This is a genomic window from Burkholderia glumae LMG 2196 = ATCC 33617 (assembly GCF_000960995.1).
GTDB lineage: Bacteria > Pseudomonadota > Gammaproteobacteria > Burkholderiales > Burkholderiaceae > Burkholderia > Burkholderia glumae.
Genome location: NZ_CP009435.1, coordinates 475,765 through 499,331, shown reverse-complemented (window position 1 = coordinate 499,331; position 23,567 = coordinate 475,765). Strand labels below are relative to the sequence as shown.

Annotated in this window: 14 protein-coding genes and 1 tRNA gene; 4 read left to right on the top strand and 11 right to left on the bottom strand. The window is 68.3% G+C overall.

Features of this window, described 5'->3' with window-relative positions:
- Positions 1–65: 65 nt before the first annotated feature.
- From pelG to KS03_RS14795, 7 genes are all read right to left on the bottom strand, one after another.
- Positions 66–1,463 carry an exopolysaccharide Pel transporter PelG gene (gene pelG / locus KS03_RS14825; protein ID WP_015876926.1) on the bottom strand — a complete coding sequence of 466 codons (1,398 nt, stop codon included), beginning with the start codon at positions 1,461–1,463 and terminating at the stop codon, positions 66–68.
- The gene (gene pelF, locus KS03_RS14820; protein ID WP_015876925.1) at positions 1,463–3,085 is read right to left on the bottom strand and encodes a GT4 family glycosyltransferase PelF; all 1,623 of its coding nucleotides are present in this window, start codon (positions 3,083–3,085) and stop codon (positions 1,463–1,465) included. Before pelF ends, pelG begins: the two co-directional genes overlap by 1 nt.
- Positions 3,082–4,095 carry a tetratricopeptide repeat protein gene (locus KS03_RS14815; RefSeq protein WP_015876924.1) on the bottom strand — a complete coding sequence of 338 codons (1,014 nt, stop codon included), beginning with the start codon at positions 4,093–4,095 and terminating at the stop codon, positions 3,082–3,084. Before KS03_RS14815 ends, pelF begins: the two co-directional genes overlap by 4 nt.
- Positions 4,088–5,497: a PelD GGDEF domain-containing protein gene (locus tag KS03_RS14810; RefSeq protein WP_015876923.1), complete on the bottom strand. Its 1,410-nt coding sequence runs from the start codon at positions 5,495–5,497 to the stop codon at positions 4,088–4,090. Before KS03_RS14810 ends, KS03_RS14815 begins: the two co-directional genes overlap by 8 nt.
- A 58-nt stretch (positions 5,498–5,555) precedes the next feature.
- Positions 5,556–6,098 (bottom strand): hypothetical protein, encoded by a 543-nt coding sequence (locus KS03_RS14805; protein WP_015876922.1) that lies wholly within the window; start codon positions 6,096–6,098, stop codon positions 5,556–5,558.
- A gap of 72 nt (positions 6,099–6,170) precedes the next feature.
- Positions 6,171–10,112, bottom strand: coding sequence for a tetratricopeptide repeat protein (locus KS03_RS14800; protein ID WP_035982589.1), 3,942 nt, complete (start codon positions 10,110–10,112; stop codon positions 6,171–6,173).
- Positions 10,102–12,909 carry a bifunctional glycoside hydrolase/polysaccharide deacetylase family protein gene (locus KS03_RS14795; RefSeq protein ID WP_045678849.1) on the bottom strand — a complete coding sequence of 936 codons (2,808 nt, stop codon included), beginning with the start codon at positions 12,907–12,909 and terminating at the stop codon, positions 10,102–10,104. Before KS03_RS14795 ends, KS03_RS14800 begins: the two co-directional genes overlap by 11 nt.
- Before the next feature lie 1,083 nt (positions 12,910–13,992).
- Between KS03_RS14795 and KS03_RS14790 the strand changes: the two genes are divergently transcribed.
- Positions 13,993–14,394 (top strand): ester cyclase, encoded by a 402-nt coding sequence (locus KS03_RS14790; RefSeq protein ID WP_015876919.1) that lies wholly within the window; start codon positions 13,993–13,995, stop codon positions 14,392–14,394.
- Between the two features lie 374 nt (positions 14,395–14,768).
- Here the strand turns inward: KS03_RS14790 and KS03_RS14785 are convergent.
- The 4 genes from KS03_RS14785 to KS03_RS14770 form a co-directional block, all read right to left on the bottom strand.
- A tRNA-Met gene (locus KS03_RS14785) sits at positions 14,769–14,845 on the bottom strand.
- A gap of 91 nt (positions 14,846–14,936) precedes the next feature.
- Positions 14,937–16,595 carry an MFS transporter gene (locus tag KS03_RS14780; protein WP_015876918.1) on the bottom strand — a complete coding sequence of 553 codons (1,659 nt, stop codon included), beginning with the start codon at positions 16,593–16,595 and terminating at the stop codon, positions 14,937–14,939.
- A 243-nt stretch (positions 16,596–16,838) separates the two neighbouring features.
- Positions 16,839–18,416, bottom strand: a complete 1,578-nt coding sequence (locus KS03_RS14775; RefSeq protein WP_015876917.1) for a sensor histidine kinase — start codon at positions 18,414–18,416, stop codon at positions 16,839–16,841.
- A gap of 29 nt (positions 18,417–18,445) precedes the next feature.
- Entirely contained in the window at positions 18,446–19,204 is a 759-nt protein-coding gene (locus tag KS03_RS14770; protein WP_015876916.1) for a response regulator transcription factor, read from the bottom strand.
- 198 nt (positions 19,205–19,402) lie between these two features.
- Between KS03_RS14770 and recA the strand changes: the two genes are divergently transcribed.
- The 3 genes from recA (at position 19,403) to sucC (ending at position 23,561) form a co-directional block, all read left to right on the top strand.
- Positions 19,403–20,485 carry a recombinase RecA gene (gene recA, locus KS03_RS14765; protein ID WP_015876915.1) on the top strand — a complete coding sequence of 361 codons (1,083 nt, stop codon included), beginning with the start codon at positions 19,403–19,405 and terminating at the stop codon, positions 20,483–20,485.
- Complete coding sequence (gene recX / locus KS03_RS14760) at positions 20,485–21,570, top strand: recombination regulator RecX (RefSeq protein ID WP_015876914.1); 1,086 nt, start codon at positions 20,485–20,487, stop codon at positions 21,568–21,570. Before recA ends, recX begins: the two co-directional genes overlap by 1 nt.
- Before the next feature lie 809 nt (positions 21,571–22,379).
- Positions 22,380–23,561, top strand: a complete 1,182-nt coding sequence (gene sucC / locus KS03_RS14750; RefSeq protein WP_306819433.1) for an ADP-forming succinate--CoA ligase subunit beta — start codon at positions 22,380–22,382, stop codon at positions 23,559–23,561.
- The last annotated feature ends 6 nt before the right edge of the window (positions 23,562–23,567 follow it).

The following is a 23,567-nucleotide window of genomic DNA, read 5'->3' as shown; positions in this document are numbered from 1 at the left end:
CAGGGATGGCGGGGCGATCCGGCCTCTGCACACGAAATTACCGGCACGCCGCCGCTGCCGGCCTGTCATTCACTCTTTTGCGACACGGTGAGACTATGCAGCATGTAGGTATCGTATTCGAGCCGCGAAAACTTCCGGTCGAGCACCAGCACCGCAATCACCACGAGTATCAGCAAGCTCACCGCGAAACCATAGCCATACGCGTTCGGGCTCATCTGCAGCGTGCACCACGTCAGCACGCCGTTCAGCAGCACGAACGCCGCGCACAGGCGTAGTACCGTGCGGCGCGCATCGAGGTAGAAGAACACGTTCAGCAGGCCGAGCAGCACCACCTGCAGGCTGGCCGCGATCGCGTCGACGGTCAGCAGCGGCATGTAGAGCGTGGAAACATGCAGCGCCCGCAGCAGGTGGCTGCCGAACGCCACGATCAGCAGCAACAGGACGGCCTGAATCTTGACGATCTCATAGAGGCCCGAGCGCACGCTGCTCACCATCATGTCGCGCATGTCGTTGATGTGACGCAGCGTCGAGCCCTTGCGCACCGCATCGTAGAACGCGTCGTAGTACTCGACGAAATCGGTTTCGATGCGCACCAAGAAGGCCGCCATGCCGGGCATCACGCACACGTAGGCGATGAACACCGGCATGTCATAGATCACCGACGCGCGTAGCGGCCCGATGACCGGCGAACCCGTGTCGGGCGAATACCAGAACATGAACTTGTCGATCCACACGCCGAGGTTGAACAGCAGCCCGACGAGCGCGAGCGACGGATACGCGAAGCGTCGGTCGAACGCCTCGAACGAGATCAGCCGGCCGCTGCGATAGCCACGGTAGATCAGCCCCGACAGGCCACCCAGCAGCACCACGTGCCCGGCGACGAAGCCGCCGAGCAGGCCGGCCAGCCCGTACCGGTTCAGCGACAGCGCGAACGCCACCGTGCAGCCGTAGCCCGCCACGAAGGTGTAGAGAATCTGCCGGTACTGCTTGACGCTCGACAGGAAGATCACCGAGATCCAGATGTTGCTCATCACCACGAAGCCCGCCACCATCAGCACGCGGTAGGCGAGCGGCTCGCCGCGAAAGCCGGCCGCCATCGCGAGACTGGCCGACAGCCCGGCGGCCAGCGTGGTCACCAGCACCACGCCGTTATAGTTCGACAGCACGAGGTCGTCACGCTTCTCGAACAGGCGATCCGAGATGAAGCGCGTGAACGCGAGCTGCAAGGGCCCGGTGAGGATCAGGCTCAGCGCGATCAGGTAGGTGACCGACACCTGGAACTGCACGATCGCGAACTTCGGCACGACCACCGCCAGGCTCATCACGCCGATCAGCAGGATGCCGAAGATCGACAGGATCAGCGGCCCGGAGCTGATCAGCCCGGCATACGCGTAAGCGCGCGCGGCGCCGAACAAGGTGTCCTTGCGCAGAATCTTGCGCAGTTCGAAACCGATCCCGGCCATCAGCGTGCCTCCCCGGCCGGCTTGGCACCGTGCGGCGCCGGACACGCGCGCCCGGTGCCCGGCGCCGGCCGCGCATCGGGCGCGGCAGCGAGCTGCGTGTAGAGCGCGGCGTAGCGGTCCGTCATCTGCGCCTTGGTGTAGTAGCGGCGCACGCGCGCGAGGCCGGCCTGCTGCGCGACGCGCCAGCGCGTGTCGTCGTCGAGCAGCGCGAGCGCCGCCCGCGCGAATCGCGCCGGGTCGGCGATCGGCACGACCGCGCCAGCGCTGCCGAGCGCGCGATCCTCGTCGCCGTAGCCCTCGATCAACTGGCGGCACGAGCCCACGTCGGTGGTGATCGCGGGCACCCCGGCCGCGAAGCCCTCCAGCACGACCAGGGGCAAGGCTTCGCTGATCGACGACAGCGCGATCAGGTCGATCTTCGGCAGCACCGCATCGATTCGCTGGAAGCCGAGGAACTTCACGCGCGAGGCCAGGCCCAGGCTCTCGACGAGCGCGCGGCATTCGAGCGCGTAGGCCGGATCCTCCTCCTCCGGGCCGACAATCCAGCCTTCGAGGTCCGGCCTGCTGTGCGACGCGACGAACATCGCGCGAATGAACGTCTTGATGTCCTTGATCGGCACCACGCGGCCGATCAGCGCGACCACGCGACGTGGTCCGTCGGTGCGCTGCGCGACCAGCGGCGCCAGCGCGTCCACATCGACACCATTGGGAATGCTGCGGGTTTTCGCGGCGGGCGCGCCGTCGGCCACCTGGCGCAGCCGGTTCGCCTCGTAAAGCGCGACGATCTCGTCGGCGGCCTCGTACGCGAGCCGGCCGAGCGCCTCGAAGAAGCGCACCCACAGCTCGCGGAAGTAGCTGATGCGCGAGATGTCGCGCTCGAACGCGCCGCGATTGTCGCGAATCCACTGGCTCTGCAGCAAGTCGATCTTGCGTTCCTTCGTATAGATGCCGTGCTCGGACACCAGCAGCGGCCGCCCGCTGCGGTAGTGCAGCAGCGTGCCGAGAAAGCCGGCATAACCGGTGGACACCGTGTGATAGAGGCGCGCCGGCGGCAGCTGCTCGGCCACGTTCGCCAGCTGCCACAGCGGCTTGTGCATGATCCGCACGGTCCAGAAGTAATCGGTAAACGACGGGTCGGTGCAATGCCGCTCGTATTGATCGACGATGAAGTCCCAGGCGGCGCGGCTGGTGGAGAACTGCTGTTCGTTGAGCGTGCCGTGCGCGCCGAGCGTGGGTGCCATCTGCGCCATCAGGGCGGCCACGCTGTCGCCGCCCGTGCGCTGCGCGCCGCTCGCGCCGCGCAGCGCCTCATGCAGCCGCGCCGACTGCGCGAACGCGGCCGGGTCGCCCGCGACCTCGCGCGGCCGCTCGTCGACGCTGCCGGCCGTCGCGTACAGGTAATGCGCCTCGAAGTGCACGACGTTGTCGGGCAGCGCGTAGGCGGCGTCCCGGTAGTCCTCCTCGCGGCTGCCGATGAACACCACGGCAAAGCGCAGATGCGGGTACGCGCGCAGCATCTCGTTGACCCAGCTCGACACGCCGCCGCGCACGAACGGGAAGGTGCCCTCCAGCAGCAGGCAGACATCGGCATCGGCGGCGCGCCGGTTTAGGGACGGGTTCATCGGGACCAGTAGGTGACAATCGGTTTGAGCGTCGGCAGCACCGCGGCGTTGCCGTGCGACGCCAGCAACTCGCGCACGCGCAGGTAATCGCCGCGCAGGAACGCTACCTCGGCGAGCCACGGCGTCAGGCGCTCGCGCGGAAAGCCGAGCTCGAGCGCGCGCGCCATCGCGAGGCCCGCATCGTCGGCGCGCCGCTCGGCAAGCGCGAGACGGCCGAGGATCAGCCACAGCGCGGCATCGCGCTCGTCCACCGCGAGCGCGGCGCGCGCGTACCGTTCCGCCTGCGCCAGCGTGTGCCGGTACACGGCGCCCTGCACGAGCCGCTGGTAGATCAGCTCGAAATAGAGCTCGGCGAGCTGGCGGTTCAGCGCGTAGCGCTCGGGCTCCGAGCCGGCCCGGGCCAGCGCCTGCCCCGCGGCGTAGATTTTCTGCGTGATTTCGTTTTCGGCCTGATCGAGCGTGCCATACGCGATCAGCCGCACGTCCTCCACCGGATCGGTCAGCAATTCGCGCAGCAGGCTGCCGGTGGTGCGGGTCGGCATGCTCTGGATCGCGACGAGCGCCGTCAGCCGGTCGGTGGACGACACCTGCGTGTTGACGAGACGCGCCTGCAAGCGCGCGCCGCCGCCATGCGCGACGCGCGACACCAGATGGGTAATGAACTCGGGGCGCCCCACCTCGGCGAGCCGGTCGTTCTCGCGCTCGGCCGGCAACAGCGCCGCCCAGGCGCAGCTCGCGAGCACCAGCATGCCGCCCGCGAGCGGCATGAACGTCAGCAAGGCCCACAGCAGCGCGAAGCTCGCGCGGCGCGGTTCGCGATAGCGCGACGGCAGCATCGGAAGCAACAGCCAGGCCTGTACCGCAGCGGCGAGCGCCTGCAACGCGAGGCCGGCCAGCAACGGATCGAAGTCCGCGCCGGCCCGCCCGGCCGCCCGCCAGACGAGCGCCTCCGCCAGCAGGCAGCCCGCCACGCGCAGCACGCCGGCGACGAAGACGGCGGGCCTAGACATCGACGCCACTGCGCTTGAGCAGGCGCCGCAACGCCGCGCCCGGTTCGAGCGGGCCCAGGTGCAGCGTGTGCACGCCGATATGGGCGCGTTCCATGTCGAGCCCGAACTGCGAGTCGAGACTGGTTTCGATGCGCGCCAGGTAGCCGTCGACGCCGGTCGTGTCGGTGGCCGGCATCAGGTTCACCAGCACCGAATGCGAGGCGGTCTGCAGCGGCCACATCAGGTCGAGTGCGCGGCGGCGGCGCAGCACGTGCTCGAACAGCGAATCGCCCGCTTCGCTGCGCGGAAACGCCAGCGCGACCAGCGACGACGCGATGCCCGCGTCGCGATTCAAACGCGCGAGGCGGCCGAGATCGAGCGCGAAGTCGTATGGGCAGCCCGGCACGTCGGCAAGAATGTCGCGCACCACGCTCGCATGCTCGACGCCGTCCGCGTAATACGCGAGCAACACGAGCAGCAGCTGCAGGTTGTCGAAGTTCAGCGCCAGGAACGGCATGCGCGGCACCGCCAGCAGCGCGATCACCTCGCCGTCGGCGCTCACCAACGGGGCGCACACCAGGTAAGCGCTCTGTGCGAGGTCGGCATGTTCGCCGCGCAAGTGCGCGACGCTTCGGGTACGCAGCGCGTGCACCACGAGTTCGTCGCTCGTGCACAGCGGGAACGCATCGCCGACGCAGGCCACGGCCTCGGTCGCGGGCCGGCCGTCGAGCACCGGAAACACCGCGCCGATCTCGATCTGGCAGACCTGCGCCACGAATTCGAGCATGCCCGCCGCCGACGGCAGCGCACGCAACGGTGCGGGCGCGCCGGGCCCATCCTGCGGCTCGGCGCCGACCGACAGGCGCCGCAGTTCGGTGATCGAGTCGCGCAGGGTGGTGGGCTTGGACAGCAGATCCTTTTCCAGCCGCTCGTGCGACAGGCGCATCAGGTAGTGGCTGTTGGTGATCGCGACGAGCCGTTCGTTCAGGTAATCGTTGAGCGTCGAGGCGCGCCGCGCCCGATGGCCCCAGGTGTCGCCGAAGTGCCCGGCGATCACCGTCTGGGTCAGGCCGCCCACGAACATCATCACCGGCCACGGCGCCCCCGGCGGATAGCCGAGCTTCCAGGCGGCCACCATCAGCGCGCCGCCAAGCAGCCCGAGCAGCGTGCCGTAACGCAGCGCGACGATCATCGGCGGGAACCACAACCAAGGGAAGCCGGCCTGCAGCAGCAGCGGATCGTGCGGCGAGCACAGGCGGCTCACGGCCAGCGCCAGCATGACGAACGCGACCGCCTCGACGATCGCGAACGGCCGCGTGACGGCCGGCGCGATAAACCGGCGCATCGGCCCGAGCCGGCCCAGCGCGTTGGAGCTGCGCGTCTTCGACGCGTCGGCGGCGGATTGCATCGCAACGGAATTCACTGCCGGTTCCTTTTCATGAGTTCGGAAGCGCAAGGGCAAGCGCGTGGCGCGCCCGGCCTCAGCCACGTGGCGCGAGCGGCGCGAGCACCTTCTCGATCAGCCCGGTAGCCACGCCCGCGAGGCTCGAACGGCTCCAGCCGCTGCGCGTGCCGGTGGCGCTCCAGACCACCTTGCCGGTGTTCACGTCGGTCAGCTCGAAGGTCAGGCCGACCACCGGCTCGCCGTCCACGCCGGTCTTGTAGCGCCACTCCTCGACCGAGCCGGACAGGACATAGCGGATCTGCCGGGACCGCGCCCACGCCAGCTTCTGCTGCCCGTCGCTGCGCTGCGCGGTATCGAACAGCGCGTTCGAACCCGCGTCGTCGGGCGCGAGGCGCACGTCCGCGAGGCCGTCCGCGCGCAGTACGTTGGCTGCGATCGACGCGGCGCTCTGGCCGGCCGAAGGCGTTTCGGTGTAGTTCGCGATCGAGCCGACCGCCACCGCGTCGTGCGCCTGCAGCGCCGGCGCCGCCGTGCTCTTCAGCGTACCGCAGCCGGCCAGCAGCAGCGTTGCTGCGAGGGCCGCCGCGCACCACGACCGAGCCCGCTTGCCACGTTCCATTCCACTCATTTCCTTGCCCCTTCGTTCATGTCGTCATGCATTCGCGGCGCGCGGGCCGGGTCGGCTCGCGCGTCAATAGAACCAGCTGTAGCGGCCGCCGATCACCGTTACCGGTTGCGAGCTGGCCTGCGACACGCTTTCGCGCTCCAGATAGAGCACCGCGTGATCGCCGCCGAACACGCTGCCGGCCGCGCCCGCGGTAATCTGCGGCCCCCAGCCCTGCACCGAGTCGTGCACCAGGCCGATATCGAGGAATGGCCGCCAGCGATGCGTGTAGCGATCGAGCAGATCGGTGCCGAAGCCGAACGAGAGCCCGTACTGCGCATAAGTCGGCGGCATCGCGTTCGCGGCGGTGAGCGGCCCGAGCGCGGCCGGCGACAGCCGCGCCAGCAACGGGTCCACCGTGCCGGTGGCGTTGTATCGGCCGCGCGCGCCGCTGAGCCGCAGCGTGAAGTCCGGATAATCGATGCGGACCTTGTATTCGATCTCGCCCGAGCTCAGCACACCGCTGCCCAGGAAGTTGCGAGCCTGGCTGCTGAAGCGGTCCGCCTCCACGCTGCCCGTCACCAGCAGGCGCTGCGAGACGGTCCAGCGCGCGCTGCCGATCAGGTTGTCCTTGATGCCGCCCACCGACAGCAACTGCGATTCGGTCGCCCGCTGGTTGTGCCCGATGCTGCCCGTCAGCCCCACCCATGAATCGCGGCCCAGCTCACCCGACACGCTCGCCGTGTTGAAGCCGTCGGCGCCCTCGCGCCGCCCCAGCGTCACCTGCACCGCGGTGCTGCGCGTCTGGCGGCGCAGGCTGAGATCGAGCGAGCGGTCCACGCCCGGCACGTTCACCAGTTGGGTCGGGTCGGCGCTGTGCTGGAAACGTTGCAGCGCGGTGGCGCCCACCATCAGCGTGTCGCCGAGCTTCGCGCTGCCGCTGATGCGGTGCTCGACGGTGTCGAGCGGATGCTCGACCTGGCTTTCGATGCCCGTGCCGAGCGACTGCGGCCACGCCATCGAGGTATCGACCATGCGATCGTGCAGCAAGGTGTTGCGCGGCGCGCCGGCCAGGCCGTCGAACGCGAGCTGCTCGGCTGCGCCGGGGCGATCGAGCGCGAGCAGCGCATCGATGCGCCCGTCGATCGGCAGCCGCGAGCCGCGCTGGTCGACGAGCCGCTGCATGGTCGCGGTGTCGCCCTCGGCCAGCGCGAGCGTCAGTTGCGAATCGGCCGGGCGCGCGAGCCGGCTCGCGTATTGCCGCGCCAGCCAGCGCGTCGCGAGCGGATTGGCGTCGTGCGACAGCGCCGAGGCGATCGCCACGTCGATCGCCACCGCCGAGCGCAGCCGCGCGGCCGCCGCCCGGTCCAGCGCGTGGCTGGCCGGCGCGGGCGGCAAACCGGCCGCGTCGCCGAGCAGCGTGCGCCGCGTCGCGGCCATCGCGTCGATTCCGCCGTCGTTCTTCAGCAACTGGCCGAGCAAGGCAGCCGCCGCGTCGCCGTTCTCGAAGATGTCGGCCAGCAACACGCGGCGGCCGCGCAATTCTGCGCGACGCTCGGCGTCCTGCCCGGCGCGGCGTGCCTGCAGCGCGCGCGCCGCGTCGCCGCCCGCTGCCGCGGTCTTGACCTCCTGCGCCATCTGCAGCCAGACTTTGCGGCGGATCGACCACGCCAGGTCCGCATCGCCCGCGTCCTCATGGGCCTCGGCGAGCGTGAGCAGCCACAGCGGATCGCGCGACATCGACGCGCCCTGGCGCCGCAGCAGATCGAGCGCGGCGGCCGGCCGGCCCATCCGCATCTCGGCCGCCGCGAACGGCCCCCACAGCGCGCTGTCCTGCAACGCGCGCGCGCGCCACGCCACCATCACCTTGCGCAGCTCGGCATCGCTGCCGTAATCGACCAGTGTCCAGATCAGCGCGGCGCGCACGTCGTCGCTCGCGCCCGGCAGGCCGACCGCGCGCCGCAGGTCGGCGAGCGCCGCAAGCGGCGCGCCGGTCTCGCGGTAGAACTCGGCACGCGCGCCGAGCACGCCCGGCGATTGTTCGGCGCGCACCCGATCGTCCGGCGAGAGGCCCTTGAGCAGCGCATCGACGCGGTCCATCGCGCGCGCGAGCGTGTAGTAGTAGATCGCTTCCTGCAACGCGCGCATCGTGTGATCGCGCTCGAACTGAAGCTGCGAGGTCCGGCCCGCATCGAGCGGATTCGGATCATAGAAATACGTCATCGCGCTCAGATCGTCCGGGGCCGCCGCGCCGCTGGCCAGCAGGTGCCGGTAGGCCGTGTCGGCGATGCCGTCCTGCTGCAGCAGGCGCGCGAGCTGCGCCTCGTTGCGCCAGAACTCCGTGTCGGCATCGGCCGCGCCCGGCTGCGCGGTCTGCAGCATCGCCAGCGCGGCGGCATACTGGCCCTGGCGATACAGGATGCTCGCGCCATGCAGCGCATACGAGGTGTTGCTCGGCTCTGCCTGCTGGAGCTTGCGCCAGATGCCGAGCGCCTCGTCGTCGTGGCCGGCGCGCTCGGCCAGCAGCGCCATGCGCTCGTCCAGCGCGTGGCTGCCGGCCGTGCGCAGGCGCGCGTGCAGGAAGGCCAGGGCGTCCTCGGGCCGGCCCAGCCGCTCCAAGGTCTCGGTGGTGGCATCGACCAGCCGCATGTCGTGCGGCGCCGCATCGGACGCATGCTCCAGCGCCACCGCGTAGCTCGCGTCGTCGTGCAGCATCGGCGCGAGCCGCAGCACGTTGGACCAGCCAAGCGGGTCGTTCGACGCCTGCGCGTAGCTCAGCCACGTATGCAGCGCGAGCAGCGGCGCGTTGTTCCATTCGGCGGCCTGCGCTAGACGCTTGAGCCACGGCGCCGAATGCGGATGCCTGGCGACCTGGGCGGCGGCGACCTTCTGCGCGTTGGCGAGGTCGTTCGATTCAAGGAACGACTGGTAGAGCAGGCTCGGCAGATCGTCGGAGGCGCGCCGGGCGGCGGGGGCGCCGGCGGCCCGCGCCGCGGCTTGGCCGGCGGCGGCGATGGGTAGGATGCGCGCCTCGCCCACCTGCGTGGCGATGCGCTGCAGGCCCTGCCAGCCATCGCCGGCCGGGCCGTCCATGTAAAGGCGCGCCACGCGCTCGGGCCTCGGCAGCGGCGCGACCCGCAGCGCGGCAGGTGCGATCCGGCCCGCGTCCGTGTGGCCCGCTTGCTGCTGCGACGCGTCGAGCAGCGACCTCGCGTAGCGGTCCACCAGGTCGGGGCGTTGCGCGGCACGGGCCAGATTGAGCAGCACGATCAGGGTGTCGCGATCGTCGGTGAGCGTGCCGATGTGTGCCTGAGCGGCCGCCAGCGCCTCGTCCAGATGATTGCCCGCGCGCAGCGCGGCCACGCCCGCGATGAAGCAGCGCCGCTGTTCGGCACGCGTGGCCGCATCGTCCTGCAAGCGGAACCATGCCGCCGCCGCACGCCGGTAATCGCCGCCCCACAGGGCGTACTTCGCCACCTCGGTATTCCAGTGCCGTCGGTTCGGCGCGTCCTGCCGCACCAGGCGCTCGTAAAACTGCGCGGCCAGCGCCGGCAGATCGAGCGAGGCGGCGTCACGGGCCAGCACCGTCAGATCGGCGGTATCCCACGCATCGCCCGCCACCGCCGCGAGCCGGGCCTGCAGCGCGGCGATCGCGCTCGAGCGGCGCCGATCGCCGGGCGGGAACGCGAACGCCTGCTGCTCGTCCACCTTCAGGCGCAGCAGCGTGGCCGCGCGATGCAGGCGCACATCGGGCTGCGCGTCCATGCGCGCGGCGATCCGCTCGGCGTCGTCGCGACGGCCCATTTGCTCGTATTGCTCGCCGAGCGTCTTGAGCAGCTCGACGTTGTCGGGCTGCGCGCGCAGCCAGGCTTCCTGATACGCCACGCCCAGTTCGCTCGGGCCCGCCGTCGAGGCGATCCGCTCGCGCAGCGCTTCGCGCGGCCATGCCGTATAGAGGATCACGACCACCCCCAACGCAAGCAGCAGCACGAGCCAGGGCGGGGCGATGCGCGGACGACTAGCGGTCACAATCGATCTCGACGGGTTGATAGGTGACGCGCGCGCCGGCCACGCCCGTCGTGTCGAACCGTAGCAGCGCGCCGTCGGCGCGCGTCGCGACCGGCTGGCCGGCCACGCGCGCGCGGCAGCGCTGCGCGTTCGCCAGCTCGACGAACGGCTGGTAGTAGCCGCCGAATTCGAATGCCAGGCCGTGCGGCGTCACCCGGAAGCGGCGCACGAAACCGTTGGCCTGCGCGATGTACGGGCGCTGCGGCGCGGCGCCGGAAGCGGGCGCGAGCGTGAAGCGCGCGGCGCCGCCGTCGATATGAAGGTAGTTGCCGTCGGGGCCGGGCGCGTAGCCGGTCACGCCGAAAGCCTGCGTGAGGTCGGGCACCTCGCTGCCGGCCCAATGCAGCTCGCGCACCGCGCCGTTGCCGCGCACCACCCAGCCGTCGCGCGTGCCGGTCTGACGCGCCACCGCGAACGTGCGCCAGTCGAGCACCTTGCGGATGTAGTCGGTCACGTGCACCGGCAGCAGCGGCTGCTTCAGCACCGCCGAGTAGATCTTGTCGAGCGAACGCAGCGACGCCAGCTTGGTGCCGCTGTACATGTGGTAGTAGATGTCGATCGGCTTGAAGCGCAGCGGGCTCTCGGTCATGGCGAAGGTTTCAAGCACGCGGTCGAAGCCGTAGAACGGGCCTTGCCAGTCGTTGGTATAAACATTTTCGTCCTGGTTGGGCGCGTAGACCTGATAGGCGTTCGGCCCCTTGTCGACGCCGATCGGCGCGATCGCCGTCCAGGTCGGCTGCGAGCGCGTGATCACCGTATCGCCGCCGTTGAAGTTGTAGACGCCGGCCTCGTAGACCTTGCGCACAACGATGCCGGGCGGCTGACAGTCGCCCGACCATTGCAGCACCACCACCTTTTTGCCCGGCGGCGCGAGCTTCGCGTTGATGTAGTCGATCGAGCCGGAAATCTCGCGGTCGATGTTGAACTTGTAGCCCGGAATGTTCAGCGAGAACGCTGCATCGCCGCCGCCGCGATCGACCTTCGCGCCGGTGCTGCCGTCCACGTCTTCCCACTGGAACGGGTGCGAGTAGGTATGCGTGCCGATCTCGACCCACGGCAGCGCGAACATCTTGCGCGCGATCTCTTCGAGCCGCGGCGAAATCTTCGGATACAAGCCCGCCGGGCCGACCTCGCCCTCGATCACCGACAGCGTCATCGGGATCTTGTAGTGCGAGAAGATCTGCTCGTAGAGCGCTTCGCCCGAATAGTCCGGGCCGGGAAACTCGGTGCGCGACGCGAAGCCGTCACCGTCAACGTGCGTCATGAGCAGCCGACGGCCGTTTTCGGTGGTCACGCTCGGCGACGGCAGCGCCGGCAAGCGCAGCGCCGCAGTCAGGAACCGCATCGGCTGGATCGCCCAGCGCTCCATCTGAACGCCGTCGAGCGACACCACCGTGTACGGCGCGAGCGCGTAGCCGCCCCATGGCAGGATCGCCACCGGGTCCAGCTCGCCGCCGTTCACGCTCAGGCGCAGCAGCGCGTGCCCCGTCTCGCCGACGCGCACGCCGAGCAAGTCGCGCGGATCGTTGCGAGGATTGATTTCGAAACCGATCATCGGATCGCGCGCGATCACGTTCACCGGCCCCGAGAACGGCCCCTGCACCGTTTGCAGGCCCAGTCCGGCCGCAAGCGGGCCGGATGGATCGAAGCCGAACTGGTCGAGGAACGCCACCGGCACATGATCGACGATGCGCGCGGCGACCCAGCGTTCCCAGGCGCGCGTGTTCGGCACGCCCGTGCCTTGCAGCCACACGACCACGCCCGCGTATCGGTCGGGCGTGATGTCGTCGGGCAGGCCCGACGCAAAATCCGCGTATTGCACGTCGTAGCCGAGATAATTCAGCGGCGTGGCGAGATCGCGCACGCCGATGCTGCCGTCGAGCGGCTGCTTCGGGTTGTGATCCTGCACCACGAGAATCTTGCGCGGCAGCACCTCGATTGCGCCGATCCCGACGACGTCGCGCGCGGGGTTCGTCACGTACGGCTCGACGCCAAGCTGCAGCACCGTTTCGGCGGTCTGGCGCGCGCAGTTGCGATCGGTGCGCGCGCAGTATTCGATCGACACCACCGGCACCCCGGTTTGCGCGGTGAACGCACGGGCGGCCGCCGCGCGGCTGTCGCGCAACGCCGGCGGCACATCGAGCGGGAGCGTACCGGGCGCGTCCAGGCCGCGCACCAGCGATTCGCCGACCACCGCGTAGAGTTCGCGCGCGAGCGGCATGGCGGCCCGCAGCGCATCGGGGCCGCCGGCGATGAGCCGTGCATCGGGGTGTGCCGCGTGGATCGCGGCGACGGCGGCGAGCGCCTCCGGCGAGTCGAGCAAAAAGCCGCGATAGCCGCGCTGCCACAGCGGCTCGATGGCCTGGGCGACGAACTGCGCCGGAGTTTGCCCGGCCTCGGCCGTGGTGCGCGCCATCCACAGCGTGTGCGCGAGCGGATGGGCCTGCGGATCGAAACCGCGCGAGGCATCGACGACCACCGCGTCGAAGGCCTGCAATGCGTCGACGGGCGGATTCGCGCCGAAGAAGAATGCCAGATTCGGGCGGCTGGCGGTGGCCGCGAACGGCTGCACCGCCGGCGGCACTGCGCCGTGCGCGGGGGCCGGTTCGGCGAGCGCCTGAGCGGGTGCATTGATCGCGCAAACGAGCAGCCACCACCGGCCGAGACACTGCGCACGCGTCACGATGCGGCGTAGCGCGTTCCACTGTAGCCGGGGTGCGCGCGATGCAGTGCCTGACAGATTGGTTTGGTTTCGCATGCGGGTCTTCGGAGTGCACCGCGCATGAAAGCGCAATGTCATTTTGGGTTTGCGAATTTCCGGCGCGGGAAATCGCTGTGACAGTCGGCGGCGGCCGTAATGTTGAGCGATGCTGCGGCGGATGCCGCCAGTGGCTTGCCGGGTGGATCAGCGCCACTCCCCATCAGTGAAACGTCGCGGATTGTAACTTGATTGCAAAATCTTAAACGTTATTTTTTTATTTACACTTCGATCAGGAGTGAATCGCGGCGAATGCGGGTGATTGTTTTTTTAAAATTTGGAGTTTACATCTTCGCAAACGTTTTCTTATTTTTTATCGGCGAACGGCCCGCCGGAAAATAACTTCGATTGAACTTCCAATCCTCCGGATCGGTGCCTGGGAGCGGCGCATTCGCGGCGCCGCTTGGTCCGCTTTCCGAACCGCGCAAGCTCTTTGTTAATCGTTGTGTAATCTTTGTCGGCACCATGTAATCGCGGTAATTGACCTGCCCGGCCGGTTTCGGACCGGTTGGCGCTTGAGAGAATAGCTTTCAATGCAGAAAGAAAATCGTGAACCAGAGGCGGTTCACGCAATGGCAAATGGCCAGGATCCTGCGCGAGGCGGACGAGGCGCCGGCTGCCGGGGTGTCGAAGCGGCATGGATTCAGCGCGCAGATCGTCCACAACTGGCTTGCGGTCGGGATATCCGAAGCGGCGCGGCTTTGGCGGTGGCAGCAGTGGTGCGATCCGTGCCCGCGGTTCGGCATCGAGGGTTGGCTTACCCATCTCCTTGGCGCGTTTGTCACGACGGTCAAGGTCAACAGGATGCTGAAAAATTCAGTTTGGGGGCGTTCGGATTGCCTGCATGGATGCCGGTTGCAGGAGCTGAAGTGGTCAGCTTGTACCAAGTTAATGTCGGCGGACCGGCGCTGCTTTCCGGGGAGTGCGCGGGATGGCCGGTGGTTCTGTCGCGATGATGTTGTCTGGTGGAGTGACGAGCCGAAAGCGTTTCGAGATATGACCCTGAAGCTGGCGGGAACGTTCGACATCGCGAGGCGAATCGCTGAAAATCAGCCGATCGGCCAACTCACGAGGAGCCTCGCAATGGCAGAAGTCAATCTTTCCGAGGTGTACCGAGACTATATTGCGTGTCTGAACGCGCAGGACTGGTCCAGGCTCGGACGCTTTGTCAGCGACGACGTGGTGTACAACGGGAAAACGATCGGCTTATCGGGCTATCGCGAGATGCTCGAAAGGGATTTCCGCGAAATTCCGGATTTGTGCTTCGACATTAAGCTCATCGTTTGCGAGCCACCGCACATCGCAAGCCGTTTGCACTTCGACTGCACTCCAGTCGGGACCTTTCTCGGGCTTCCCGTGCAAGGCAAGCGGGTTGTGTTCACCGAAAATGTTTTCTATAAGTTTCGCGACGACAGAATTCAGGAAGTCTGGTCGATTATCGATAAAGCTGCGATTGAAAAACAGCTGTGTCAACGCGGGGAGTGACTGGCAGGTCAGTGAGCGGAGGGCCCGTGAGCTGCAAGAAGATGGGCTCGACGGAGGGTTGGGAAATTTCTAGAGATCGCTGCGGCCCACCTTGGTTTTCCCCGAATCCCGTCGGCACTATCCAGACAGGGGTTACATCGAGCGTGCCTTGGAGTATCGCGGATGGGAAATATGACGATGGCGCTCGGCGCCAAAAGTAATGTTAGAGGTTTGAATTTGGGTGTGACCCGCTCCCCGCGTTAAGTGAGTGGCCGTGTACGGCGTTTCAGGGAGCTGCTCCACTTGTGCATCGGCGGATGGCTCACCAAGTGGCTCACCGCGCGCCGAATGGCAAAAGGCCCGTGTTCCTGAGAACACGGGCCTCTGCGCTGATTTGGTGGCGAATCAGGGACTCGAACCCCGGACCTGCGGATTATGATTCCGTCGCTCTAACCGACTGAGCTAATTCGCCAACAGAAGACGGATTATGAGGAAAGATCGTGGCAGTGTCAACACTTTCCTCGAATTTTTTCAGCTAGGCGCCACCGCCCCGCCCGCTCGCCTCAATCCTGCGAGTAGATGTTCGACCCCTTCGTCTCCTTCACGAACAGCAGCCCGATCACGAACGTCACCAGCGCGATCGTGATCGGATACCAGAGCCCCGAGTAGATGTTGCCCTTGGCGGCCACGATCGCGAACGCCGTGGCCGGCAGGAAGCCGCCGAACCAGCCGTTGCCGATGTGATAGGGCAGCGACATCGACGTGTAGCGGATCCGCGTCGGGAACATCTCCACCAGCATCGCCGCGATCGGCCCGTACACCATCGTCACGAAGATCACGAGGATCGTCAGCACCACGATCGCCATCGGCCAGTTGATCTGCGACGGGTCGGCCTTCGCCGGGTAGCCGGCGCCCTTCAGCGTCGCGGCCAGCGTCTTGTCGAACGCGGCGGCCTTCAGCTTGGCGTCGGCGGCCTTGCCGTCATAGGTGTCGATCACCGTCTCGCCCACCTTGATCTGCGCCAGCGTGCCGGCCGGCGCGGCCACGTTGTCGTAGTTGAGCCCGGCCTTCGCCAGCGCCGCCTTCGCCACGTCGCACGAGTTCGTGAACTTCGCCGTGCCCACCGGGTTGAACTGGAACGAGCATTCGTCCGGGTTCGCGATCACGCTGATCGGCGCCTTCTGCGTTGCGGTCTCCAGCGCCGGGTTCGTGTAGTGCGTGAGCGCCTTGAACAGCGGGAAGTAGGAGAGCGCGGCGATCAGGCAGCCGGCCAGGATGATCGGCTTGCGGCCGATGCGGTCCGACAGCGAGCCGAAGAACAGGAAGAACGGTGTGCCGATCAGGAGCGCGATGGCGATCAGGATGTTGGCGCTGCTGCCGTCCACCTTCAGCGTCTGGGTCAGGAAGAACAGCGCGTAGAACTGGCCCGTGTACCAGACCACGGCCTGCCCGGCGGTCAGCCCGACCAGCGCGAGGATCACGATCTTCAGGTTCTTCCACTGGCCGAACGCCTCGGTCAGCGGCGCCTTCGAGGTCTTGCCCTCGGCCTTGATGCGCAGGAACACCGGCGATTCGTCGAGTTGCAGCCGAATCCATACCGACACGCCGAGCAGCAGGATCGAGGCGACGAACGGGATGCGCCATGCCCAGGCGGCGAACGCGTCCTCGCCGAGCGCCAGGCGCACGCCGAGAATCACCAGCAGCGACAGGAACAGGCCCAGCGTGGCGGTGGTCTGGATCCACGCGGTATAGAAGCCGCGCCGGTTCGACGGCGCGTGCTCGGCCACGTAGGTGGCCGCGCCGCCGTACTCGCCGCCCAGCGCGAGCCCCTGCAGCAGCCGCATCACGATGAAGATCACCGGCGCGGCAATGCCGATCGACGCGTAGCCGGGCAGGAAGCCCACCACGAAGGTCGACAGCCCCATGATCACGATGGTCATCAGGAACGTGTACTTGCGCCCGACCATGTCGCCGAGCCGGCCGAACACGATCGCGCCGAACGGGCGCACGGCGAAGCCGGCAGCGAACCCGAGCAGCGTGAAGATGAACGCGGCGGTCGGGTTGACGCCGGAAAAGAAGCTCTTGCTGATGTAGGCCGCGAGCGAGCCGGCCAGATAAAAGTCGTACCACTCGAACACGGTGCCGAGCGACGACGCGAAGATCACCCGCTTCTCGTCACTCGTCATCGGCGAATGCGCGATGTGTTCGCCTACTGTCGCCATGAGTCGTCTCCAATCTTGATGTCGATATGTCGGTTCGCCATCCTGACGAACTGGCGACGATTATTGGCGGGCAAACTTACGGCCTACTGACTGGTGCGGCGATCAGGGTTTGTCGGGAGAGGGGCGCGGTGGCGGCGACAAGATCGGGGAATTCGCCAAAAACTAGCCGTCAACATCGCGCATTTCCGCTTTACGTGCGAATTCGCCGCTGCGCGAGACTGCCCGCGGGGCGGCGGCTCAGGGTTATTCCCGGGCGGCTCGGCGCGGCGCGAAGCTGACGCGTACCAGCGTGCCGGCGCGCGGCGGCGACGCCTGATAGACATGATCCTCGATCGTCAGCGTGCCGCCGTGCTGGGCCACGATCTCGCGCACGATCGCGAGCCCCAGCCCGCTGCCTTCCCCGCCGCGGCCGAGAATCCGGTAGAAACGTTCGAGCACGCGGCCGCGTTCGTGCACGGGAATGCCGGGGCCGGTGTCCTCGACCTCGAGATGGACATGGTCCGGCGGCACGTCGCCGCCGGGCGCGCGGGAGCCGGCGCGCACCCGTACCGTGATGCGGCCGCCCTCGGGCGTGTAGCGGATCGCGTTGTCGATCAGGTTGCCGAGCATCTCGCGCAGCATCACCGGGTTGCCGTCGATCACGAGTGGTGCGGCGCCGGCCGGTTCGCCGTCGGCATCCGGCCCTTCGTAGCCGAGATCCATGTGCCGCGCGAACGCGGCCTGCATCCAGTCGCGCACCGTCACGCGCGCAAGTGCGGCCGGATCCACGGGCTCGAAGGTCAGGCCGCTCGCGCGGTTCTCGGCCCGCGCGAGCGCGAGCAGCTGCGTGACGAGCCGGGCGGCCTGGCTCGAGCTCGTCGCGATCTGCTCGAGCGAGCGCGCTACCTCGGCCGATACGTCGTGCCGCAGCGCGAGTTCGGCCTGGGTGCGCAGGCCGGCGAGCGGTGTCTTCATCTGATGCGCCGCGTCGGCGATGAAGCGCTTCTGCAGTGCGATGTTCTGCTCCAGGCGCGCGAGCAGGTCGTTGAACGAGGTGACGAGCGGCTCGATCTCGGGCGGCGCGCGCTGCGCATCGACGGGGGAAAGGTCGTCGGGGCGCCGCTCGCGGATCTGCGCCTGCAGGGCGGTGAGCGGCGCGAGCCCGCGCGAGAGCCCGAACCAGACCAGCACGATGGCCAGCGGCAGGATCACGAATTGCGGCAGGATCACGCCCTTGATGATGTCGTTGGCGAGCGCGTTGCGCTTGTCGAGCGTCTCGCCCACCTGCACCAGCACGGGCTGCGCGCCGCGCACGCCGGGCAGCGCGACGGTGGTGTAGGCCACGCGGATCTCGTTGCCGCGCAGCAGGTCGTCGCGGAACACCACGACGCCGGGCGGCGGGCGGTCGTCGTCGCGCGGCAGCGGCAGGTCGGCCTCGCCCGCCACCAGCTCGCCGCGCGCGCCGAGCACCTGGAAGTAGAGGCTGTCGACGTTGTCGGCGCGCAGCAGGTCGAGCGTCGCGCGCGGCAGCACCAGCTCGGCCGCGCCGTTGACGGGCGTGATCTGGCGGGCGAGCACGTAGGCGTCGGTCTCGAGCGCGCGGTCGAACGGGCCGTTGGCGATCGTCTTGGCCACCAGATAGGTGACGGCGATGCTCATCGGCCAGAGCAGCAGCAGCGGCGCGAGCATCCAGTCGAGGATCTCGCCGAACAGCGAGCGCGCTCGCGTGGCCTCGCCGGCGTCGGCGTCGTCGGGCGGCGCGAACGGATCCTCGTAGCGCGCGTCGCGTTCGGCGTCGCGCAGGTCGGCGGGGCGCCGAGCGGCGCGAAGCGGCGGGCTCATGGCCGTGGCGCGCGCGGCGCGGGCGCCCGTCAGCGCAGCGACGGCGTCGCCGCGGGGTCGACCGCCCCGGCTGCCCCGACCGATCCCGCCGGGGCGCCGGTCGAGGCCGGATCGGCGGCCGGCGCGGCCTTTTCGAGGCAGTAGCCGAGGCCCCGCACGGTCGCGATACGGGCGCCGCTCGGCTCGATCTTCTTGCGTAGCCGGTGGACGTACACCTCGATCGCATTGTTGCTGACTTCCTCGCCCCATTCACAGAGGTGGTCGACGAGCTGCTCCTTCGAGACGAGCCGGCCCACGCGCTGCAGCAGCACTTCCAGCAGCCCGAGCTCGCGCGCCGAGAGGTCGAGCACGCGCTCGTTGGCATAGGCCAGCCGGCCGACCTGGTCGAAGCTCAGCGAGCCGTGGCGGATCACGGTCGGGCCGCCCCCGGCGCCGCGCCGCGTCAGCGCGCGCACGCGCGCCTCGAGTTCGTTGAGCGCGAACGGCTTGGCCATGTAGTCGTCGGCGCCGAGATCGAGCCCCTTCACGCGCTCGTCGACGCTGTCGGCGGCGGTCAGGATCAGCACCGGCAGCACCGAATTGCGCGCGCGCAGGCGCCGCAGCACGTCCAGGCCGGGCATCTTCGGCAGGCCGAGGTCGAGGATCAGCAGGTCGAAGGTCTGCATCGACAGCGCGGTGTCGGCGTCGACGCCGCTGCACACGTGGTCGACGGCATAGCCCGACTGGCGGAGTGATCGGGTCAAGCCGTCCGCGAGTATGCTGTCGTCTTCGGCAATCAGGATTCGCATGGTGCGTGGCCGTGGGCCGGCGGCACGGCGAGGTGGCGCGGGCGCGGTGTCTCCGGAGTGGATCGGACGTGCGAAACCCGCAAATCGGGCTTGCACAAACCACTGTTTTTTTATACAGTGTCTGCATTCGTGCACCTAACGGCTTGTCTGCCCGGTGCGCCCCAATCAGACGCTGCTCATCATAGCAAAGGACGATTCATGGAAGATAGCAAGAAAGGCGCCGGGCTGACCGCGGAAAAGAGCAAGGCGCTGGCCGCCGCGCTTGCGCAGATCGAGAAGCAGTTCGGCAAGGGCTCGATCATGAAGCTCGGCGATGCCGAGGCCAAGGAAGACATCCAGGTGGTCTCCACCGGCTCGCTCGGCCTCGACATCGCGCTCGGCGTCGGCGGCCTGCCGCGCGGCCGCGTGGTCGAGATCTACGGTCCGGAATCGTCGGGTAAGACCACTCTCACGCTGCAGGTGATCGCCGAGATGCAGAAGCTCGGCGGCACCGCGGCGTTCATCGACGCGGAACACGCGCTCGACGTGCAGTACGCGGCGAAGCTCGGCGTGAACGTGCCGGAGTTGCTGATCTCGCAGCCGGACACGGGCGAGCAGGCGCTCGAAATCACCGACGCGCTGGTGCGCTCGGGCTCGATCGACATGATCGTGATCGACTCGGTCGCGGCGCTGGTGCCGAAGGCCGAAATCGAAGGCGAGATGGGCGATTCGCTGCCGGGCCTGCAGGCCCGCCTGATGTCGCAGGCGCTGCGCAAGCTCACCGGTACGATCAAGCGCACCAACTGCCTCGTCATCTTCATCAACCAGATCCGCATGAAGATCGGCGTGATGTTCGGCAACCCGGAAACCACCACGGGCGGCAACGCGCTGAAGTTCTACGCGTCGGTGCGCCTCGACATCCGCCGGATCGGCTCGATCAAGAAGAACGACGAGGTGATCGGCAACGAAACGCGCGTGAAGGTCGTCAAGAACAAGGTCTCGCCGCCGTTCCGCGAGTCGATCTTCGACATCCTCTACGGCGAGGGCATCTCGCGCCAGGGCGAGATCATCGATCTCGGCGTGCAGGCCAAGATCGTCGACAAGGCCGGCGCCTGGTACAGCTACAACGGCGAGAAGATCGGCCAGGGCAAGGACAACGCGCGTGAATTCCTGCGCGAGAATCCCGATATCGCCCGCGAGATCGAGAACCGCATCCGCGAATCGCTCGGCGTGGCGGCGATGCCGCAGGACGTGATCGGCGGCGGCTCCGAGGCCGACGAGGTGCTGGACGAAGAAGAGTGATGCGTCGAGGCCGCGGCCGCTCGGACGCATCGTCGCCCACGTCGCCGCGCGAGGATCGCGCGGCCGATGGCGGGCCGGACGATCGATCCACGGCGGCGCCGGTTTCGCGCGACGGGCGGCCCGCGGGCCGCTGCGCAACGAGGGCATCGGACGATGCCCTCGTGTCGTTTGCGGGCGCAGCGCCGGGCGAGGCGGCCGCTGCCGGCGCGCCCGCGCGACGGCGCGGCGGGCCGGATACGACGGATTGCGCTGCGCCGGCGGGTTCGACCGCTGCGGCGGACCGCGCCACTGGCGCCTTCGATTCCGACGAGTCGTTCGAGGCTCATGACGTGGCGCGCGGCATCCGCACCCGCACCGTGCGCGGCGCGGCGAGTTCGCCGATGTCCGCTCACGACGGCGCGGCGCGGCCGGTCGCGCCGGCCGTACCGCGTTCGTCCAGCGGCCGCCACTTCGAGAGCGCGGGCGGCGACCACTATTCCCGCACCAGCGAGCAGGCCCGCCGCGGCCGCCGCGCAGCGGGGCCGTTCGAGCACCGCGAGTCGCGCCCGGATGGCGGCATCGGTGCCGCGCAGGCATCCCCATCCGCCGAATCCCGCGAAGCCGACGAAACGCTGCGCCCCGCGCGGGCACGCCCGGCGCGTTCGCTGAAAGGGCGTGCGCTCGATTACCTGTCGCGCCGCGAATACAGCCGTTCGGAACTCGCGCGCAAGCTGGCGCCCCATGTCGGGGAAGGCGATGCGCCCGAGGCGCTGCTCGACGCGCTCGAGCACGAGGGCTGGCTGTCCGACGCGCGCTTCACCGAGAGCCTCGTGCATCGCCGCGCGTCGCGGCTCGGCACGGCGCGCATTCTCGGCGAGCTGAGGCGTCATGCGGTGGACGGCGCGCTCGTCGAGTCGGTGGGCGAGCAATTGCGGGAAACCGAGTTCAGCCGCGCGCAGGCCGTGTGGCGCAAGAAGTTCGGCAGCCTGCCCGCCACTCCGGCCGAACGTGCGAAGCAGGCGCGTTTCCTCGCCTCGCGCGGGTTTTCCAGTGCCACGATCGTGAAGCTGCTGAAGGTCGGCGACGACGAGTTCGGCGAATTCTAGCGGCACCGTACCGTGGTCGGCCCGCCTTGGTCCGCATGCACGCAGGCGCCGGTCGGCCGTGCGCCGTGCCGTGTCCGCCGCGCCGGCCCCGGGTTCCGACCCGTCATGTTGCACTGCATTCGCTTTGCCAATGCGGGTCACACCGGATATTCCGTGGCGGCGCGACAAACACCCGGTATGCTAAAATCCGCCGGTTTTCCTATTCGGCCTCAACCTTTCGCATGCCGTCATTCGAGCCCGTGTCACGCCAGCCGCGCCATTGCGCGGCCGCGGCGGAAACCGACCCGCGCGGCGGCGTGCGTGGCAGCGTCGTCGCTGCGCCGGCCGGCCCGCATCGCGCGGCGCCACCGGCACGACGCACGCGACCGAGTGGACAGCCGAACCATGAACTCGGGCTCAGCCCCCGCTCCGATCGCGAATCCCAGGTCGTCGACGCCGCCGCGTCGTCCGCCCGGACAAGACATTCCGGTCGCCGCGAAGCCGCCCATCCCGCCTGCCCAGTCCGCGCCGCTCACTTTCCAGCGTTCACGTTTCCCCCGTTTTCTCCCGTCGCATCGCGCACCGCTTCGCCGGCCGCGCCGGTGCGGCTCGGGCGCGTCCGGCGTGGCCGGGCAGCCGCCGCGCGACGAGCAGACGGAACCGGGCACGGCGGCGCGGGCCAGCGCGGCGCCCGGGGGGCCGGCCGTTCTCTCCGACATGGCTCGGCGCGAGCCGCCACGCGCGTCTGCCGCGCGGGCGGCGCGCACGAATGATCGGAAACATCAGTAGAAAGAAGCGACATTCAATCGACTTTTCATCCAACTCTCAGACTGAAGGAATCACGCATGAAGATTCACGAGTACCAGGGTAAGGAAATCCTGCGGAAGTTCGGCGTCGCGGTCCCGCGCGGCAAGCCGGCGTTCTCGGTGGACGAGGCGCTGAAGGTGGCGGAAGAGCTGGGCGGCCCGGTGTGGGTCGTCAAGGCGCAGATCCACGCGGGCGGCCGCGGCAAGGGCGGTGGCGTGAAGGTGGCCAAATCGCTCGACCAGGTCCGTGAATACGCGAGCCAGATCCTCGGCATGCAGCTGAAGACCCACCAGACCGGCCCGGAAGGCCAGAAGGTGAATCGCCTGCTGATCGAGGAAGGCGCCGACATCAAGAAGGAACTGTACGTCGGCATCGTGATCGATCGCGTCACGCAGAAGGTCGTCGTGATGGCCTCGAGCGAAGGCGGAATGGACATCGAGGAAGTCGCGGAAAAGACGCCGGAGGCGCTGCACAAGGTCGCCGTCGAGCCGTCGAAGGGCCTGCAGGACGCGGAAGCCGACGAGCTCGCCACCAAGATCGGCGTGCCGGCTGCCTCGCTGCCGCAAGCGCGCGCGATCCTGCAGAACCTGTACAAGGCGTTCTGGGAAACCGACGCGTCGCTGGCCGAAATCAACCCGCTGGTGCTGACGGGCGACGGCAAGGTGATCGCGCTCGACGCGAAGTTCAACTTCGATTCGAACGCGCTGTTCCGTCATCCGGAAATCGTCGCGTACCGCGATCTGGACGAAGAAGATCCGGCTGAAATCGAAGCCTCGAAGTTCGACCTGGCCTACATCTCGCTCGACGGCAACATCGGCTGCCTGGTGAACGGTGCCGGCCTGGCGATGGCGACCATGGACACGATCAAGCTGTTCGGCGGCGAGCCGGCCAACTTCCTCGACGTGGGCGGCGGCGCGACCACCGAGAAGGTGACCGAAGCGTTCAAGCTGATGCTGAAGAACCCGGACCTGAAGGCGATCCTGGTGAACATCTTCGGCGGCATCATGCGCTGCGACGTGATCGCCGAGGGCGTGATCGCCGGCTCGAAGGCCGTCAATCTGGGCGTGCCGCTCGTGGTGCGCATGAAGGGCACCAACGAGGACCTGGGCAAGAAGATGCTCGCCGAATCCGGCCTGCCGATCATCTCGGCGGACAGCATGGAAGAAGCGGCGCAGAAGGTCGTGGCGGCCGCTGCCGGCAAGTAAGCATCG